The 17,906-nt window shown below is 37.7% G+C and carries 18 protein-coding genes and 1 riboswitch; of the genes, 8 read left to right on the top strand and 10 right to left on the bottom strand.

Features of this window, described 5'->3' with window-relative positions:
* The first annotated feature begins 66 nt into the window (after positions 1 to 66).
* Positions 67 to 134, top strand: a riboswitch (Fluoride riboswitch).
* Between the two features lie 31 nt (positions 135 to 165).
* The 3 genes from AOB46_RS05385 to AOB46_RS05375 all read left to right on the top strand — a co-directional run bounded on the left by AOB46_RS05385 (position 166) and on the right by AOB46_RS05375 (position 3,559).
* A complete protein-coding gene (locus AOB46_RS05385; protein ID WP_185113844.1) occupies positions 166 to 1,473 on the top strand; it encodes a voltage-gated chloride channel family protein in 1,308 nt (435 codons plus the stop codon).
* A gap of 124 nt (positions 1,474 to 1,597) precedes the next feature.
* Entirely contained in the window at positions 1,598 to 2,479 is an 882-nt protein-coding gene (locus AOB46_RS05380; protein WP_062697051.1) for a LysR family transcriptional regulator, read from the top strand.
* Between the two features lie 144 nt (positions 2,480 to 2,623).
* The gene (locus AOB46_RS05375; protein ID WP_062697049.1) at positions 2,624 to 3,559 is read left to right on the top strand and encodes a YeiH family protein; all 936 of its coding nucleotides are present in this window, start codon (positions 2,624 to 2,626) and stop codon (positions 3,557 to 3,559) included.
* Between the two features lie 361 nt (positions 3,560 to 3,920).
* On the opposite strand, the gene AOB46_RS05370 is transcribed toward AOB46_RS05375, so the two are convergent.
* The 10 genes from AOB46_RS05370 to AOB46_RS05335 all read right to left on the bottom strand — a co-directional run bounded on the left by AOB46_RS05370 (position 3,921) and on the right by AOB46_RS05335 (position 11,250).
* Entirely contained in the window at positions 3,921 to 4,100 is a 180-nt protein-coding gene (locus AOB46_RS05370) for a bacteriocin-like protein (protein ID WP_062697047.1), read from the bottom strand.
* 448 nt (positions 4,101 to 4,548) lie between these two features.
* Positions 4,549 to 4,719 carry a bacteriocin-like protein gene (locus AOB46_RS23060; protein ID WP_117590555.1) on the bottom strand — a complete coding sequence of 57 codons (171 nt, stop codon included), beginning with the start codon at positions 4,717 to 4,719 and terminating at the stop codon, positions 4,549 to 4,551.
* A gap of 250 nt (positions 4,720 to 4,969) precedes the next feature.
* Positions 4,970 to 5,125, bottom strand: a complete 156-nt coding sequence (locus AOB46_RS23610; protein ID WP_185113843.1) for a hypothetical protein — start codon at positions 5,123 to 5,125, stop codon at positions 4,970 to 4,972.
* A gap of 193 nt (positions 5,126 to 5,318) precedes the next feature.
* The gene (locus AOB46_RS05365; RefSeq protein ID WP_062697045.1) at positions 5,319 to 6,560 is read right to left on the bottom strand and encodes an MFS transporter; all 1,242 of its coding nucleotides are present in this window, start codon (positions 6,558 to 6,560) and stop codon (positions 5,319 to 5,321) included.
* 72 nt (positions 6,561 to 6,632) lie between these two features.
* Positions 6,633 to 8,201, bottom strand: coding sequence for a ribonuclease Y (gene rny, locus AOB46_RS05360; RefSeq protein WP_062697044.1), 1,569 nt, complete (start codon positions 8,199 to 8,201; stop codon positions 6,633 to 6,635).
* 228 nt (positions 8,202 to 8,429) lie between these two features.
* Positions 8,430 to 8,717: a cell division protein ZapA gene (locus tag AOB46_RS05355; protein ID WP_062697043.1), complete on the bottom strand. Its 288-nt coding sequence runs from the start codon at positions 8,715 to 8,717 to the stop codon at positions 8,430 to 8,432.
* Positions 8,717 to 9,019, bottom strand: a complete 303-nt coding sequence (locus AOB46_RS05350; protein ID WP_062697042.1) for a hypothetical protein — start codon at positions 9,017 to 9,019, stop codon at positions 8,717 to 8,719. Before AOB46_RS05350 ends, AOB46_RS05355 begins: the two co-directional genes overlap by 1 nt.
* Positions 9,020 to 9,159: 140 nt before the next feature.
* Entirely contained in the window at positions 9,160 to 9,942 is a 783-nt protein-coding gene (locus AOB46_RS05345; RefSeq protein WP_062697041.1) for a porin family protein, read from the bottom strand.
* A gap of 3 nt (positions 9,943 to 9,945) precedes the next feature.
* Complete coding sequence (ubiE, locus tag AOB46_RS05340; protein ID WP_062697040.1) at positions 9,946 to 10,677, bottom strand: bifunctional demethylmenaquinone methyltransferase/2-methoxy-6-polyprenyl-1,4-benzoquinol methylase UbiE; 732 nt, start codon at positions 10,675 to 10,677, stop codon at positions 9,946 to 9,948.
* A gap of 3 nt (positions 10,678 to 10,680) precedes the next feature.
* Positions 10,681 to 11,250: a hypothetical protein gene (locus AOB46_RS05335; protein WP_062697039.1), complete on the bottom strand. Its 570-nt coding sequence runs from the start codon at positions 11,248 to 11,250 to the stop codon at positions 10,681 to 10,683.
* Positions 11,251 to 11,351: 101 nt separating this feature from the next.
* Here AOB46_RS05335 and AOB46_RS05330 point away from each other — a divergent pair, with 101 nt between their 5' ends.
* The 5 genes from AOB46_RS05330 to AOB46_RS05310 all read left to right on the top strand — a co-directional run bounded on the left by AOB46_RS05330 (position 11,352) and on the right by AOB46_RS05310 (position 17,883).
* Complete coding sequence (locus AOB46_RS05330) at positions 11,352 to 12,419, top strand: 3-oxoacyl-ACP synthase III family protein (RefSeq protein ID WP_062697038.1); 1,068 nt, start codon at positions 11,352 to 11,354, stop codon at positions 12,417 to 12,419.
* A 64-nt stretch (positions 12,420 to 12,483) separates the two neighbouring features.
* On the top strand, positions 12,484 to 13,689 hold the full coding sequence (locus tag AOB46_RS05325; RefSeq protein ID WP_062697327.1) for a metallophosphoesterase: 1,206 nt from the start codon (positions 12,484 to 12,486) through the stop codon (positions 13,687 to 13,689).
* A 235-nt stretch (positions 13,690 to 13,924) separates the two neighbouring features.
* Complete coding sequence (locus AOB46_RS05320) at positions 13,925 to 15,475, top strand: serine hydrolase (protein ID WP_062697037.1); 1,551 nt, start codon at positions 13,925 to 13,927, stop codon at positions 15,473 to 15,475.
* 12 nt (positions 15,476 to 15,487) lie between these two features.
* The gene (locus AOB46_RS05315; RefSeq protein ID WP_062697036.1) at positions 15,488 to 16,945 is read left to right on the top strand and encodes an amidohydrolase family protein; all 1,458 of its coding nucleotides are present in this window, start codon (positions 15,488 to 15,490) and stop codon (positions 16,943 to 16,945) included.
* The gene (locus AOB46_RS05310; RefSeq protein WP_062697035.1) at positions 16,942 to 17,883 is read left to right on the top strand and encodes an FAD-dependent oxidoreductase; all 942 of its coding nucleotides are present in this window, start codon (positions 16,942 to 16,944) and stop codon (positions 17,881 to 17,883) included. Before AOB46_RS05315 ends, AOB46_RS05310 begins: the two co-directional genes overlap by 4 nt.
* The last annotated feature ends 23 nt before the right edge of the window (positions 17,884 to 17,906 follow it).

The following is a 17,906-nucleotide window of genomic DNA, read 5'->3' as shown; positions in this document are numbered from 1 at the left end:
ATCTTTTATCTTTTATCTTTTATCTTTTATCTTTTATCTTATAATCTGAATTCCTATATTTGCAATATCAAAAAAGGAAATGGTGCTCTTCCTTACCCAACCGCTTTACAAAAGCTGATGACGCCTGATTAAGAGGTTATTAACCAATAACTAATCAGGATAAGTATGTCAAAAAAACAACGAACATTTACCAGGAAAACAATATTTCATCTGCAATTTTTCTTTAGAAAATATCCCGCACTGCCTTATATTGTAAAATGGCTGTGCATCAGTATGATTCTGGGAGCTCTTGTGGGAACAGCATCTGCAGGGTTTCTTCAGTCTTTGGAATGGGCCACTAATTTCAGGGAAAGTCATCTTTGGCTGATTGCGCTGCTTCCTGTTGCAGGTTTTTTAATTGGGCTTTTATATTATTACTTCGGAAAAGATGTTGATGCGGGAAATAATTTGCTGATCGACAATATTCATGATCCGAAGGAAATTATTCCGTTCAGGATGGCTCCTTTTGTTTATCTGGGAACTATTGCCACTCATTTTTTCGGAGGGTCAGCAGGCCGTGAGGGAACAGCCCTTCAGATGGCCGGAGCTATAGCCGGCCAGCTCAGTAAGCCATTCAAACTGGATAAAAGTGAACGAAGAATTCTGCTTATTGCCGCAATTGCTGCCGGTTTCGGATCTGTTTTCGGAACTCCACTGGCCGGAGCAGTATTCGGGCTTGAAGTTTTCCTGATCGGAAAAATACGTTACAATGCCATTTTTCCGGCCTTTGCTTCTGCTATTCTTGCTGACTGGTCTACCAATCTCTGGAATGTAAAACATACCCATTACCATATCAGCCTTATTCCTAAACTTGAGTTAATGCCTGTTCTATACAGTATTCTGGCTGGTATTGCTTTTGGAATCTGCGCCGCTGCTTTCAGCAGGATGATCCATTGGGTTGGTTCGGTTTTTAAGTCAAAGATTCAATACCCTCCGTTTCGCCCTGTAATTGGCGGTATTATCATCGCTTTGGCTGTATTCGCTATGGGAACTACCCGATACATTGGTCTTGGAGTGCCCGTTATTGTGGAATCTTTTGAAAAACAGCTTCCCCTTTATGATTTTGCCTTAAAAATGATATTAACCATCATCACCTTATCCGCAGGATTCAAAGGCGGCGAGGTAACACCTCTCTTTTTTATCGGAGCCAGCTTAGGAAGTGCTTTATCTCTTTTCATCCCTCTGCCGTTTGGCCTGCTGGCAGGAATGGGTTTTGTGGCCGTTTTCGCCGGAGCTACCAATACGCCACTAGCCTGTATTCTGATGGGAATAGAGCTTTTCGGAGCTGAATGCGGAGTTTATATTGCTATTGCCTGTGTAGTTTCTTACCTACTTTCCGGCCACAACAGTATTTATACGAAACAGAAAATCGGAGAAGCTAAAAACAGAAGATATGCTTCCCGGGAGGCTAAATCTGTTTCGGAGTTTTTGTAAAAGGGTAGAAATGCCAGTGATGAATTATTTGGAGTCTTAAAATTCATTGCATAGCCAATTCATTATTGACCATTCATTCTTCTATTCCCCGAAAATCCTTAAGTTTGCCCGATAAATCTACAGAATGTTTGATTACAGATTAAAAGTTTTCCATACAACAGCTTCCAGACTAAGCTTTACTAAAGCTTCAGAAGAACTTCATATTTCCCAGCCGGCCGTAACCAAACATATAAAAGAAATTGAAAATCAGTTCGGAATAAAGCTGTTTGACAGAAAAGGAACCTCCATCCAGCTTACACAGGGTGGAAAAATCTTATATGAATATGCCGAAAAGATCCGGAATATCTACCGCGACCTGGAATTTGAAATCAGCCAGATCAATGAGCAGCACAAAGGAAAGCTGATTATCGGAGCCAGCACTACTGTTGCCCAGTACATACTGCCTGAAATTCTTGCCAAGTTCAACAGTTATTACAGGGATATCAGGATTGAGCTGATCGCTCATAATACTGAAACTATTTCTGATCTTTTAAAGGAGGGCAAAATAGATCTCGGCATTATTGAAGGAGAATCCCAATCTTCTTTTTTTGAGTATCAGCCGTTTAAGGCCGACGAAATTGTTCTGGCTACAAAATATGATCATCCTTCAGCCCATAAAACAATAAGCCTGAAAGACCTTTACAGCCTGGATCTTATTTTCCGGGAACAGGGCTCGGGAACGCAGGAGTTTATTCAAAACCGATTAAAGGAAAAAGGTATTCCTATTGAAGAACTCCATACGGTTATTCAGCTGGGAAGCAGTGAGAGCATCAAAAACTACCTTCTTCATTCAGACTGTATGGCATTTTTATCTATCAGCACCATCATCAATGAACTGAAAAACAATACGCTTACAATAATTGACATTAAAAACTTCAGCATCGAAAGAAATTTCCATTTTATTCTTCCAAAGGGAGAGCAATCAGAATTAATTAAATTATTTTTGAGATTTACAGGTTTATTATAAAATACACCGTATTATTTCCTTCTGTCTTTCAGCAATAACATTTTCATCTTTTATTATAACAAAAAGTTATCCTATATAACAAAATACAATTTATTTTATTATAATTAATTACAGAATTTTGGGGTCTGATTTCAAAACTTATACATGAAAGATTTCATCCCAAACAATACATTACGCAAAACAGTTTTCATTGTTCTTGCTGTTTTATGCCTCACCCCATGGATTTCTTCACCAATTGCCCTGACAGCAGGGTTCGTTGTAGCTGTTCTCATTGGCAATCCGTTTGAAAAACATCTCCATCAGTATATTCACTTACTGCTACAGGTCTCCATTGTCGGCCTTGGCTTTGGGCTCAGACTGGATGAAGCTTTACAGGCCGGAAAATCCGGTTTCCTGCTAACTGTAATGAGCATTATTACCGTTATGGTTCTTGGGTATGTTCTGGGAAGGGTATTTAAACTGGAGAAAAAGCTTTCCTACCTTATTTCTGCAGGAACAGCAATCTGCGGAGGAAGCGCCATTGCTGCTGTCTCTCCTATCATTAAGCCGGATACCAAAGAAATATCGCTGGGACTTGCTATTGTTTTTACTTTAAATTCTGTCGCTTTGTTTATTTATCCCGCTATCGGACATCTGCTTCATCTTTCTCAGGAACAGTTTGGGCTATGGTGCGCAATAGGGATTCATGATACCAGCTCTGTAGTAGGTGCTGCCGGAAAATACGGATATGAAGCCTTAAAAACGGCTACAACAGTAAAACTAGCCCGTGCACTATGGATTATTCCGGTTTCTGCAATCACCATGCTTATTTTCAAAAATAAAAAATCCGGAGTTAAAGTCCCATGGTTTATCGGATGGTTTATCCTTGCTATTCTTCTGAATACTTATTTACCTGTCTTCGGCCACATCAGCAGCACTGTAACTTCACTGGCCAGATCCGGACTGAACCTGACGTTATTTTTTATAGGTTCTACTCTTTCTGTACAGGTTTTAAAAACGATTGGAATGAAACCATTGGCTATGGCTGTTATCCTGTGGATCGTGATCAGTGTGGGAAGCTTGCTTTATATTATGTATTAAGCTTTACTATTTTTATTGAAATTGTACAACAAAAACCTTTAATTCAGATAAATGACCGGATTTAATACCGGGGTTTTCCCAAGTGCAAAGGCTCATTTATAGACATTGCTTATTTTTGAGGGCAAAGTGTAGACTCAATTCCGTGAAGCAGGCATATTACTGTAAACATCATTAACGTCACAATCGTAGTCCTTTTTCTCTCAGAATCCAGGTGATCTGTTTTTATTGATTTAATGAAAACAGATCCGGCACAGCTCAATTGAGCTTTCCTGATACCCATAAAGCACAAAAACCTTCCGGAAATCCGAAAGGCTTTTGCATATTAAATGTGGAAATGTTTATTTCTATACTGAAATAACTCTTACATTGCTGCCTCGCCACAGTTATATCCCTGTGTACAGGCGATATACTGCACGCAGTACCATGGTCCTGTTACAGAACCTGAGCAGCTGCATCCGCAAAGGGATAAATCAGGATTTCCGCTTATTCCTCCTGCAATGTTTTTAAGATCTGCTTTTGTTAGCTTTTTAGCATTTTTCATAATGGTTGTGATTTGAGATTTAATAATATAGTTTAGTTACTTCCCAAAGTTAAACAAATATTAATTATTCGCAACATAATTTATTATAAAATTTAATAAAAGCTTGATTTCATTAGTTTTATTGGCGCAATTAAGAAATTCAGATCCGGCATATTTATTAAACAATTTTATTATCTCATGATTTCAACAGCGTATTATAATGGCGCAATAATAAGGGAAAGTAATTTTTTAATCCCTTCCTTAAAAGTATTTTCTATCCTTTTTAAATTAAACCGGGGATAAAGAATATCCGGCTGACAAAGGTTGAAGAGGGAAGTTAAGAAGACCTTAAGAAAAGATGTTGATCTGCTTCTACTCTTCTTTTTTATACTTTTGTAAAAAAAGACCGATAGCTTTAAAAGCAAAGCCTTCCAATTTCTTGAAAGGCTTGATAATTAAATATTTTATATCAACAGGTTATTACCTGCAGACACCTTTTATACTTTATACAGTAAGTTGGTCCTGTTACTGCTCCTGTACAGCTGCAGCCACATTTTGAAAGATCGGGAGTAGTCGCTCCGCCAACTCCTCCTGTAATGTTTTTAAGATCTGTTTTTGTTAATTTTTTAGCATTTTTCATAATGATTGTGATTTAGTTTGAAAATTTATAAAATAATTTAGTCTATTATCAAAGTTAAACATTATTAATTACATAGAGCACTATTTAATATAAATCTCAATAGTACATTAATTTCAATCTTAATATGATAGTTTAACCAAGAAACCGTTGATCATCAAAAAAGCCTTCCGGTTATCCCGAAAGGCCATTTGTTAAAATTTGAAATACTTATTCTATCTGAATAGCTTTCAATCGCTAAATGATAATCTCATTAAAAACTTAGTGAACAATCCACATAGTCAGCGCAATAAGCAGGACCTCCTACGATACCTCCACAAATGCAATAGCACTTAGATAAATCCGGAGTTCCGTTTCCGCCTTTAATGTTTTTCAAATCTGCTGTTTTTAGTTTCTTAGCATTTTTCATAATAATTTTGTTTTAAGATTAAACGTTTGTTTTTTATTACATTTCAAAACTAAACAATTATAAAACTAAAACAATAAAATTCGCATTGATTTAACCAATAACACGTATTAATAATAATAATTTGTTTAAAATATTACATAAATTATAAAAAATTAAAATATATTTTGAAAATATAACTTTTAAACAAAAAAAATTATTCTATAAATTCAAGATTCTTGTTATGAGTCTCAGAAATTGTCAATGAAGAGTAAAAAGCAAGTCCAAAAACAACAACTCCTACTATAGCAGCACTTATTACTACCGTAAAATGATTCTTTAAAAAATCAAAAGCCAGAATCATTACCGGCACCAGCCCCCTTACCATATTAGGAACTGTAGTTGTTGCTGTATTCCTGATATTGGTTCCGAACTGCTCTGCTGCCAAAGTAACAAACATCGCCCAATATCCGGTTCCCAATCCCAGCCAAACGCAGAAAAAATAATATTTGGTTTCTGTATCTGTATTTCCAAACAGCATGATTCCTACTCCGCCCAATGTAAAAAGCAGCATATAAAATATGGCCATTTTTCGGGATTTCAGGGCATGAGAAATAAAACCACTCAGCAGATCACCCACAGAAATTCCTATATAAGCCCACATAATGGCTTTCCCGGGACTGATATCCTTTATTCCAAACTCAGGGGCAAACTGGTTGGCTAAAACAGCCAGGATACCGATACAGTACCAGGTAGGCAGCCCTACCGCTATGCATTTCAGATATCTGATGAGACGGTCTTTATGGGTAAAGAAGGAGAGAAAATTTCCTTTCGGGACATTTTTATGTTCAATATTCTTATAAATGCCTGATTCTGAAACGCTGATTCTTAACAACAGCAGCAAGATGCCCATAATACCGCCTATGATATAGGAAATATTCCATCCTCCGGCCAGTTCTACCGTTAATTGAGCCACGACCGCCCCCATCAGACCAAATCCCGCCACTACTGAAGTACCTATTGCCCTGAGATTCTTCGGCAGGCTTTCAGAAACAAGGGTAATGCCTGCTCCCAGCTCTCCGGCCAGTCCGATGCCTGCAATAAATCTTAAAGCAGCATATTGATACACTAAATGCTCTTTAGGAAAATACGGCAGAAATCCGCAGGCTATATTCGCCAGAGAATAGACTAATATAGATCCGAAAAGCACGGAAAGCCTACCTTTCTTATCTCCAAAAATCCCCCAGAAAACGCCGCCGATAAGAAGCCCTACCATCTGGCAGTTCAGGATAAAGGTTCCGTCAGTGTCCGGGTTAAGCCCTAATGCTTTTAAGCTGGGAATCCTCACAATTCCGAATAACAGCAGGTCATAAATATCTACAAAGTATCCCAAAGCGGAAATAATAACGGGAATAGAAAAAATGTACTTCAATTTTGAAGACAAAGACAGTTCTTGCATTTTTAAGTTTTGATAAAAATAAAAAACCTTCCAATTTCTTGAAAGGTTTTTATAAAATATCTTGATCTGTTATTATCTTGCAATATTCACAGCTCTTGTCTCTCTGATTACCGTTACTTTCACCTGTCCCGGATAAGTAAGCTCGTTCTGGATCTTTTCTGAGATGTCGTAAGACAGCTGGGAAGCTACTTCATCGTTCACTTTTCCGCTTTCTACCATTACTCTCAGTTCTCTACCAGCCTGAATTGCGTAGGCGCTGGATACACCATCGAAGCTTAGTGCTGCAGATTCAAGATCTTTTAATCTCTGAATGTATGATTCCAACACCTGTCTTCTTGCTCCCGGTCTTGCCCCTGAAATTGCATCGGCTACCTGAATGATCGGAGATAAAAGAGATTTCATTTCAATTTCATCGTGGTGGGCTCCAATGGCATTAACTACTTCAGGATTTTCACCGTACTTCTCCGCCCACTGCATTCCTAATAAAGCATGTGGTAATTCAGATTCCTGCTCAGGAACTTTACCAATATCATGCAACAGACCTGCCCTCTTGGCCAGTTTTACGTTTAATCCCAGTTCAGCAGCCATTGTTGCAGCAATATTCGCTACTTCTCTGGAGTGCTGAAGTAAGTTTTGTCCGTAAGAAGAACGGTATTTCATTCTCCCTACAATTTTAATCAGCTCAGGGTGTAATCCATGAATTCCCAGATCAATAATGGTTCTTTTTCCTACTTCAATGATCTCTTCTTCAATTTGTTTTCTTGTTTTTTCCACCACTTCTTCAATTCTTGCCGGGTGGATTCTTCCATCGGTTACGAGCCTGTGAAGGGATAATCTTGCAATTTCTCTTCTTACCGGATCGAAGCATGAAAGAAGGATCGCTTCAGGGGTATCATCAACGATAATTTCTACACCTGTTACTGCCTCTAAAGCACGGATATTTCTACCTTCTCTACCGATAATTCTACCTTTTACCTCATCTGATTCAATGTTGAAAACAGATACTGAATTTTCGATAGCCTGCTCGGTTCCGATTCTCTGGATCGTCTGAATTACAATTTTTCTGGCTTCGTTCTTCGCGTTCATCTGAGCTTCCTCCATGATTCCCTGAACGTGTGCCTGAGCTCTTGTTTTAGCTTCTGCTTTCATGGTCTCTACCAATTCTGCTTTAGCTTCTTCTGCGGTGTAATTGGAAATTTTTTCAAGGATTTCCACTTTTTTAGCGGTTGCCGTATCCAGTTCCTGCTGCTTTCTTTCTAAGATTTCATTTTTCTTGGCGTAATCTGCAATCTGCTTGTCAAGGTCTTTTTCAAGCTTTCCGATCTTGCTTAGTTCGTCATTCAGCTTGTGCTCTTTGTCTTTAGTCCTTTTTTCTACTTCCTGCATTTTCTTTTCGCGGGACTGGATGTCTGCATCATGCTGTGATTTCAGTTCCAAAAATTTTTCTTTGGCCTGAAGGTTCTTTTCTTTCTTTATGGATTCAGCTTGAACGGTTGCTTTTTCTATAAGGTTTTCGGCATTTTTCTTTGCATCATCTATAATAAATTTTGCCTTAGTGTTTAGTGAGCTTCTGGAGAAAAACATCCCTAGTACCGCCCCGATAACTAAGCAAATAACGCCGGCTATAATGGCTGCTGTCATAATATATATTGAGTTTTAATTGTCTTCATATCTAAATAAAAAAGCCTACAATAATCCAGAGATTGAGAGTAAACTCCTAATCAACACGATTTGAACTGATTTCTGCTGTCTGTAATCCGGACGAACCGGCACGCCATTCAGCGGACATTTGTTCGGTAATTGTTTAGCGTTGAGTTTACCTTTAATGTGTTAGAATTATTGTAGGCAGTTTTTTTCAGGAAAAAAAATCTATTTCCCGATTTCATCCAGCGATTGATTAATCTTTTTTAATCTCTCATTGGTAGAATTTATATTTTTTTCGTAGTTAAGAGAAACTACTTCGGCATTGGTTCCCAGTTTAAGGGCACACATGGCCAGAGCATCCTGTTTATCTCTTACATCGAAGTTCTGTTCAAAATCTTTAATCATATTTTCAATCTGCTTCCCTACTTTACGCAAAGTTTCTTCCTCTGCGGCCGGTACGTTCAGCGGATACACTCTTCCTGCAATGTTTACGGTTATTCTTCTTACCTCCATTATAATCCACTGTTTTGAAGCTGTGCAATACAGAAATCAATTTCCTTCACCAGCCTGTTAATATGATTTTTCATCAGTCTGTTATGTTCCGGATTTCCTGATATTGCTGAATAAAGTTTTATATTTTTTTGTTCTTCTGCTAATACCTGATTTTTCCTCCTCTCTTCGTCGTATCTCTTTTTCAGTTCTTCATGCTCAGTATTTAATTCTGATAATTTTTCAGCAAGATTCTTATAATTCTTTTGTAAATTCAAAATCTTTTTCTCTAATTCTGAAAAATTGTTTTCTAAATCTTGAAGCATTTCAGGTTTTGTATATTCTAACTAATAGCAAAAATAACAAAATATTAACAGTAACAAAAATAAATGTCCCTATATTTTGATCTGTTCACAAAAAAGGAGATGCAGAAGCATCTCCCTGTGTATTTTTTATAAAATATTTTTTATTCAAATTTCAATACGAACATTACCGCTCTTGTCTGAAGGGTAGACATTGCAGTGGCCCAGTATGGAGGTGTATTGGCATTATCAGCCACTTTCTCGTTATTCATAAAGAATGTTCCTCTTACTGCCGGCGTCAGCTTAAATTTATTGAAATAAAACTGAATTCCCATTTCAGCAGACCATGCAAAGTTATGCGTTGTTGATCTGAATACCTGCTGCATATTATCATCTTCTGAAGAAGCATTAGACTGAAGGTTTACGATGTAATTAACCCCTGCAGCAATATAAGGTCTAGAATTATACCATCTCTGACCATGAAGTTCCAATAGTACAGGAACGTCTACCAAAGTAGATTTGATCTCTCTTGTTTTGTCTTTATCCGTTAAAGGAAAAGGCATAAACGCAGGGTTCGTTAATGTTCCGGCTGCATACTGGTCATTAGACTGCGTTTCAAAGATCAACTGCCTCTGAGCAAATTGTAAGCCTGGTTCTAATCTTAAATCCAGATAATCGTTCAGTCTCCATTTGGCGATAAGACCCGCTCCGAAACTGTAACTTTCTTTAGATTTAACAAGATTCTGATTCCCATTCATACCATATCTTGGGTGAAGAACGATACGGTAGTCCAGTCTGTTGCCATTCAAGTAAAAACCCCAGCTGAATTTCTGTTCGTCAAAGTCTTCCAACTTATCCATTCTGTTTCGGGTTCTGAATTGTGCATCTGCAAAAACAGCGATATTTACTGAGGCTAAAACCAGTGCTCTTAATAAAAATTTATTCATAGGTTACTTTGTTGCTTTATAAATTGTGGCTATACCTAAACTTAGTTTTTTATATTCTACTTTCTTAAATCCTGTATCTAAAAGAATTTGTTTCATCTTTTCCCCGAAAGGAAAAGCATTTACAGAATCCGGAAGGTACGTGTATGCCCTATTATCTTTGGAAACCAGTCTGCCGATGGCAGGTAATATATTTTTGAAATAAAACATATAAAATGGTCCTAAGAACCCCTCAACCTTTGAAAACTCCAGTATATAAACACTCTTGTTATCTTTAACTACTCTTCTTAATTCTGCCAAACCTTTGGTAAGGTTTTCAAAATTCCTCACTCCAAATGCAACGGAAACAGCATCAAATCTATTGTCCTCGAAAGGTAAGTTTTCTGCATCTCCTTTTTGCATGGAAATTTTGCCGTCTAATTTAAGTTTTTTTATTTTAATAACGCCAACATTTAGCATTTGTTGTGATAAATCTAAACCAATTACTTTTGCACCGGTTCCTTTTTCGATGGTGATCGCGAGATCTCCCGTTCCTGTAGCCACATCCAGCACTTCCTGCGGACTGTCATTTTTCATCATTTTCACCAATGTATTTCTCCACAAAACATCAATTTTCATAGATAAAACATGATTCAGAAGGTCATACTTCGGTGCAATATTGTCGAACATATCCTCTACCTGGCTCTTCTTTGTAGCCTCGGAATTATAGGGAGTAACTTTGGTAATATCTTTTGTCAAAACTTAAAACTTGTAATATTCTTTATAATAATTAAGGTAATCCTGCTTTCTGAAGATTTTTGATCTGGATTCCACTTTCTGGATATTTTTAATCAGTTTGTCATAATCTTCATCTACATTGTAATAAAAATCATCCGTAAACAGCTTATTAAAGTGCTTAGCGCCTCCGAAATACTCTTTACCGTCAATAGTTGTCTTCCCCAGCTGCATAAGTAGTGAATCTTTTTTAAGATTGTATCCGTAATACTGATCATTGATGTAATAATCCTGATGTGCAATATTCAGAAGACCGCGAATTTTATTCACTTCAAATGCTGAATCGTAAAGCATTTTCTTATTCTGGTCAAAAACTTTAATAGAGTTTTTTCCTTTATTCAGATCAACATGCACAGACTGTCCTGCAGAAATAATACCTTCGGAACCATTATTGATTTTAAAATAATACGTATTGGGGGTAGGATTATCTACGACATAATAATTCTTCTTGGCTAAAAAAAGGAAGTAGATCCCAAAGGCAACGATAAACGCCACAGCTGCAATAAGTAAGCCTTTTAAGGACGGATTGTTTTTCATAGATTGTAAAGTACAATTTTTGCAAATTTAATAATATTTTTAATTCTCCGTTATTAATATTAATTATTAACTTTGCATCTTTAAAAAAATCATATAAACGAATGCCGAATACGATCATTATTGGTTCCGGATCCTATATTCCTAACAGAGTTATTGGTAGAGACTATTTCATGGATTCTGAGTTCTATACGGAAGACGGGGTGAAGATTGAAAAACCTGCGGAAGAAACTATTGCCAAGTTTGTAGAAATCACAGAAATAGAAAACAGAAGATTTATTGAGGACGATCTTTCCAACTCACAAATCGGTTATGAAGCTGCTAAACTCGCTATTCAAGACGCAAAAATAGATGGCGAGGAACTGGATTATATTATTTACGCAAGCAACTTTGGAGAAGTAACACAAAACGGATATGCTGATTTTATGCCGACAATGGCAGCAAGAGTGAAGAATAAATTAGGCATCACAAACAGAAAATGCGTTACCTATGATATGCTTTTCGGTTGTCCGGGATGGGTAGAAGCGATGATTTTGGCCGACAACTTAATTAAAGCTAAAACAGCGAAGACAATTCTTGTTGTAGGAGGTGAAACGTTAAGCAGGGTAACTGACCCGCACGACAGAAACCGAATGATCTTCGCAGATGGCGCCGGTGCTGTAGTCGTAAAAGCTACTGATGACGAAAATGTAGGAATCATTGCCCATAATACGATCTGTGACAACGGTATTGAACTGAACTATCTGGCCAACGGCCCTTCTATCAATAAAGATTCTGATCAGAACCGCATTTTCGTAAGAATGCAGGGAAGAAAAATCTATGAATACGCTCTTAAAAACGTTCCTGTAGCCATCAAGGAAACCATTGATGAAGCCGGGCTTTCTATTGAAGACATCGATAAAATCCTGATCCACCAGGCCAACGCCAAAATGGATTATGCCATGATTGAAAGACTTCACAAGCTTTACGACATAAAAGATTACGACCACTCAATCTCCCCTATGACGATCCAGGACCTTGGAAATACGTCTGTAGCAACAATTCCTACCATGTATGATTTAATAATTAAAGGAAAAATGGAGGGTCAATCGTTTAAAGATAATGGTAACATTGTGATGACTTCGGTAGGTGCCGGAATGAACATCAATGCTATCGTTTACAGATTTCCTTAAATAATTTTAATTAAAAATATAAAAGCACAAAAGGAAGTCTTCTTTTGTGCTTTTTTTAGATCTGATCATGAAGAACTTTTTAATCATTGCCGGTATCTTCTTTATTTTGGAGGTTTATATTTACCAGGCAATAAGAACTTTAAGCGATAATTTTTGGGTACGAATCGGATATTGGGTGGTATCTTTAGCTGTTTACGGCTTTTTCGCCTATGAAATCTCCCATTTCCAAAAGGCAGACAGAACTTCCCTGAGGGCCCAGATCGCTATTTCCCTATTCCTGATCTTTATCCTTCCGAAAATTTTCATCGTCCTGTTTTTGCTGATTGATGACATTTTCAGAACGGGAAGCTATTTAGTAGGCTTAACACAGCCGAAAGAAAACTTTTTCCCGGAAAGAAGAAAGTTTCTGAGCCTGGTTGGACTGGGGCTTGGCGGGGTACTTTCCACTCTTTTCATTGATGGAATTACTTTCGGAAAATACAGGCATAAAGTAAGAAAGATCAAAGTAAAAATCCCGGGTCTGGGTAAAAATTTTAAAGGATACAAAATTATTCAGATCTCGGACGTCCACAGCGGAAGCTTTCCAGATCCCGGCAAACTTCAGCATGCGGTTGACCTGATCAATGAGCAGAAACCTGATCTTGTTCTTTTTACCGGGGATATGGTAAACAATGTCGCAGATGAGTTTAAACCTTTCATCCCTTTGTTTTCAAAAATAAAAGCTAAAGACGGCAAGCTGGCTGTACTTGGAAATCATGACTACGGGGATTATGTGACATGGACTTCCATGGATGCCAAAAAGAAAAACCTTGATACCCTTATCGATTATGAAAGACAGGCAGGATTTGATATGCTGAGAAATGAGAACAGAATTATCGAAAGAAACGGCGAAAAACTATACATCCTCGGGGTCGAAAACTGGGGATTGAAACCTTTTCCTCAATTCGGAAAAATTGATGATGCTTTAAAAGGGATTCCGGAATCTGCTCCTAAAATCCTGATGAGCCATGACCCTACCCATTTTGATTACGTTGTAAAAAAACACCCCGGAAACATTTATTTAACGCTGTCAGGACACACTCACGGGATGCAGTTCGGCCTTGATCTTAAAAATGTAAAATGGTCTCCGGTACAGTACCGTTATCCAAAATGGGCCGATTTATATGAAAGTGAAGGAAAAATGCTTTACGTGAACAGAGGATTCGGAGTGCTTGGTTATCCGGGAAGAGTGGGTGTACTGCCGGAAATTACGCTTTTTGAATTGAGCTAACAAAACCAATATAAAAAATGCCAAACTCAATTATAGTTCTCCTGATCTTTAAAAGCCAATATCAATCAAAAGTCAATATACGATAAACAAAATTCTTTCAGATACTTTATATTTTTAATTTTTTACATCAAAATACAATCAATAACAAACACCCGCGTAAAACATTATTTCCCTTAAGCTTACAGCAAAAAAAACAGTATAATAATTCATTATATTTGTGAAAAACACATTTATTATGAAGATTACTTTCTTTTTCATTTTTTTGTTTAAGTTCGTCTTATTATTCTCTCAAACCACTTTTTCTGGTAAAAAATTAGACCGGAAACTGCTTGAACTGTTAAATGAAAGTCATGTTCCTGGCTTTTCTATTGCTATTGTAAAGGATAACAAATTAATTTATTGCAAAGGCTTCGGATACAGCAATATAGAAAAACGGCAAAAAACAGACGAAAATACATTATTCGCTATAGGTTCTACGTCAAAAGCATTTACCACTGCCTTACTGGGCATTATGGAATCTGAACGTAAACTAAGCTTTGATGATAACCCACGTAAATATTTGCCTCAACTGGAGTTTTACAATAATACACTTAATACAGAACTCACTATAAAAGATTTAATATGCCATCGTTCAGGATTACCAAGGCATGATATGTCATGGTATCTTTTTCCAACCGAAAACAAAGACACTCTGCTTTCAAGGATAAGGTATCAGGAACCTTTCAGGCCTATTCGTACCCAATGGCATTATAACAATTTTGGTTATCTGATTCAAGGAATGATTGCTGAAAAAATTACAGGAAAATCCTGGGAAGATAATATCCGTGAACATTTCTTTATTCCACTTGAAATGAAACGTTCCAGTGTAAGCATTGAAGAGATGAAACAAGCAAAAAATATTGCTACTGGCTACGAATGGCAAAACATGGAAACTACAAGAGCTATGGAATACTACAATATTGCCTCCATGAGCCCCGCAGGAAGTATCAACAGCAGCTCTGCCGAAATGAGCAGATGGCTTGAAATATGGCTGAATAAAGGAAGATATAAGGAAAAATCCATACTTCCTGAAAGTTATGTAAAAAAAGCAGTCAATCCACTCTTTTCACTGGAAGACGGAATCCGTGACCTTCAATTTCCGGATCAGCATCTAAACAGCTATGGATACGCATGGCGTATATCTTCATATAAAGGACATTACCGCCTGGAACATGGTGGAAATATTGATGGTTTTTCTGCCAATGTCTGTCTTTTTCCATCAGACAATCTCGGAATTGTCGTATTATGCAACCAAAATTCATCCATGTTTCCAGCTTTAGCCCGTAATATAGCTTCTGATATGATACTTCACAGTAAGCCTACTAACTGGATAGCGTATTTAAAAGAAAAACTGAAGAGCGCAAAAGATCAGCTTGCCATTAATAGAAAGCGGCAGGAAAACAACACCATAAAGAATACAAAGCCTTCACACCTACTTCAGGCATTCACAGGACACTATAAGCATTCCGGATACGGAACCTTTCATATCACGGCTAAAAATGATTCTCTTTTTGTTCAGACCCTGAATAAACAATTCTACCTATCACACAGGCATTACGATACATTTACACCCATGATTGTAAAAAACGGCACTGTGGAAAATAACTCAGATATTGGATTCAACTTTAATTTTCAAACAGATGAATCAGGAAATATCAGTTCTCTAACTGCCCAAATGGAGCCCATGCTTCCCCCTATTCAATTCATAAGAATATACGCTGCAAAAGAAAAAAATAGTTCTAAATAAAGCCGTCAATCTATGAGGACACAATTCAAAAAATGGATATTACTGATTCTGATACCTTTAATTCTTTCCTGTAGCAGCTCCGAACACAAGCAGATCTATGATATTGTAATTCAAAATGCCCGCATCATCGATCCGGAGACCGAAACTGACAGTATACTTCAGGTCGGAATTATTGATGATAAAATTGCTGCCGTAACCGGTCAACCCATTAAAGGAAAAGTAATGATCAACGGGAAAGGCAAAGTACTTGCTCCCGGTTTTATAGACCTTCATGCCCATGGACAAACCAATATAGAAAATGCTTATCAGGCTTTTGACGGCGTAACTACAGCATTAGAACTGGAAATAGGTATTGATACCCTTAGCAGCTGGTTTAAGTTTCGTAAGGATAAAGCACTGCTCAACTATGGAGCATCTGCCTGTCAAATAGCCTACAGAAACAAAATCATTAGACAAAATCAAAAAGCACTTCCTTCCGTTTATGATGAAATAACTGACAGCATTTCCCAGCAACCACTACCGGAAAAAGATTTTGCAGCTCTTGAAAAACAGATCAGAAAAGCCATAAATGAAGGAGCTATCGGAATTGGTATTCCGGTTGGATACTTACCTGCGGCATCCGTAGAGGAAATCACTGCTGTATATACCATGGCCGGTAAATGGAATGTACCTGTATTCACCCATGTCCGTGAAGGAGGAGCCATAGCATTCCAACAGGCTATTGCCGATGCAATACTGAACCGAACACAACTACATATTTGCCATATTAACAGTATGGCCCGTAAAGACATCCTCCCCTGTCTTGATATGATCCGTAAATCTCAGACGAGAGGCTTTCCCATCACTACAGAACTATACCCGTATACAGCAGGCAATACAGAAATAGGTTCTTCCATATTTAATGAAGGATGGCAGGAGCGTTTGGGATGTTCATATCATGACCTGCAATGGGTAGAAACCGGTGAAAGACTTACCCCTGAAACATTTGAAAAATACCGTAAGAAAAATGGCCAGGTAATCATCCACATGCTCAAGGAAGACTGGATCAGAACAGCTATTTCATCTCCTTTTACAATGATTGCCAGTGACGGCGGGAATTACTCTACCAAAGGCCATCCCCGAGCATCCGGAACTTTCTGTAAAATATTACGTAAATATGTCCGTGAAGAACGTCTGATTAGTTTACCTGAAGCTATAAAAAAAATGACCCTAATGCCGGCAAAAGTACTGGAAAAGGTAGTACCAGAAATGAAACTGAGAGGAAGAGTACAAAAAGGATGCTTTGCGGATCTTATACTATTTGATCCCCATAAGGTAAAAGATAATGCAACTTATGAAAACGGATTTTCCAATTCTTCAGGAATGGACTATGTATGGGTAAACGGAAAAACCCTCATTTCAAAAGGAAAAATTCTTAAAAATATATTTCCGGGAAGACCCATCAAAGGAAGTAAAATAAATACAAGATGAGACAGATTACAGTTGCTGGTTGTGGCATTATCGGCCTTACAAGTGCAGTTGCCCTACAGGAAAAAGGATGGAAAGTCCGGCTGATAGCAAAAGAACGATTTGACAATACGGTATCACATAAAGTAGGTGCAATATGGTTCCCCTTTGCTATACAACCCGTAGAAAAATCAACAAGATGGAGCATTAAGACCTATCACAAGTATACAAAGGAACAATTCCCGGGCAATGGCGTTTCATTTATTCCTTTTACCATCGTTTATGATACGACCAGTGATATTTCATGGGCACAAAGATTACCAGCGGGAACTATAAGGCCTGCAGAAAATAAAGAATTACCCTCCGGAGCAGAAACCGCCTATGTTGCCATCGTACCCCTTGCTGAACCGCCATTATATCTACCGCACCTTTTTCAACGTTTCATAAGTAATGGAGGGTCTTTTGAAAAAATTGAAATTAAAACCTTAAAACAGCTCAGTGAACTAGACAATCTTGTTATCAACTGTACAGGATTAGGCGCAAAGTTTATCTGTATGGATGAAGAACTTATTCCAATGCGCGGACAAATACTTAGAACAGAAGTGCTTGATGTACAATCATGTGTAAAATCTATCCGGGATGGAGCTCTGAGCTATATTATCAGGAGAAACAACGACTGTATTATCGGAGGCACTGATTATCTTAATGACTGGAATATGAACGCAAGCCAGAACGATACAGATCTGATTATATCCCGTTTTATCTCTGCCGGGCTTTTCCCAAAACCTCCTGTAATTTTTGAAGAAGTGGTTGGATTACGTCCCAAACGTAGTGAGGTACGCTTTACATTTGATGATCAGTATCCAAATATTTTTCATAACTATGGACATGGTGGTTCAGGGTTCACCGTAGCTTGGGGCTGTGCATTGGAATTAGCCGAAATAATCTCCGGCTCCTGCTGAGCAATTTTTATTACTGAGTGTAT

Source organism: Chryseobacterium indologenes (assembly GCF_001295265.1).
Taxonomy (GTDB): Bacteria; Bacteroidota; Bacteroidia; order Flavobacteriales; family Weeksellaceae; genus Chryseobacterium; species Chryseobacterium indologenes_A.
The sequence above is the reverse complement of the archived record's forward strand: the minus strand, read 5'-3'. Positions and strand labels throughout refer to the sequence as shown.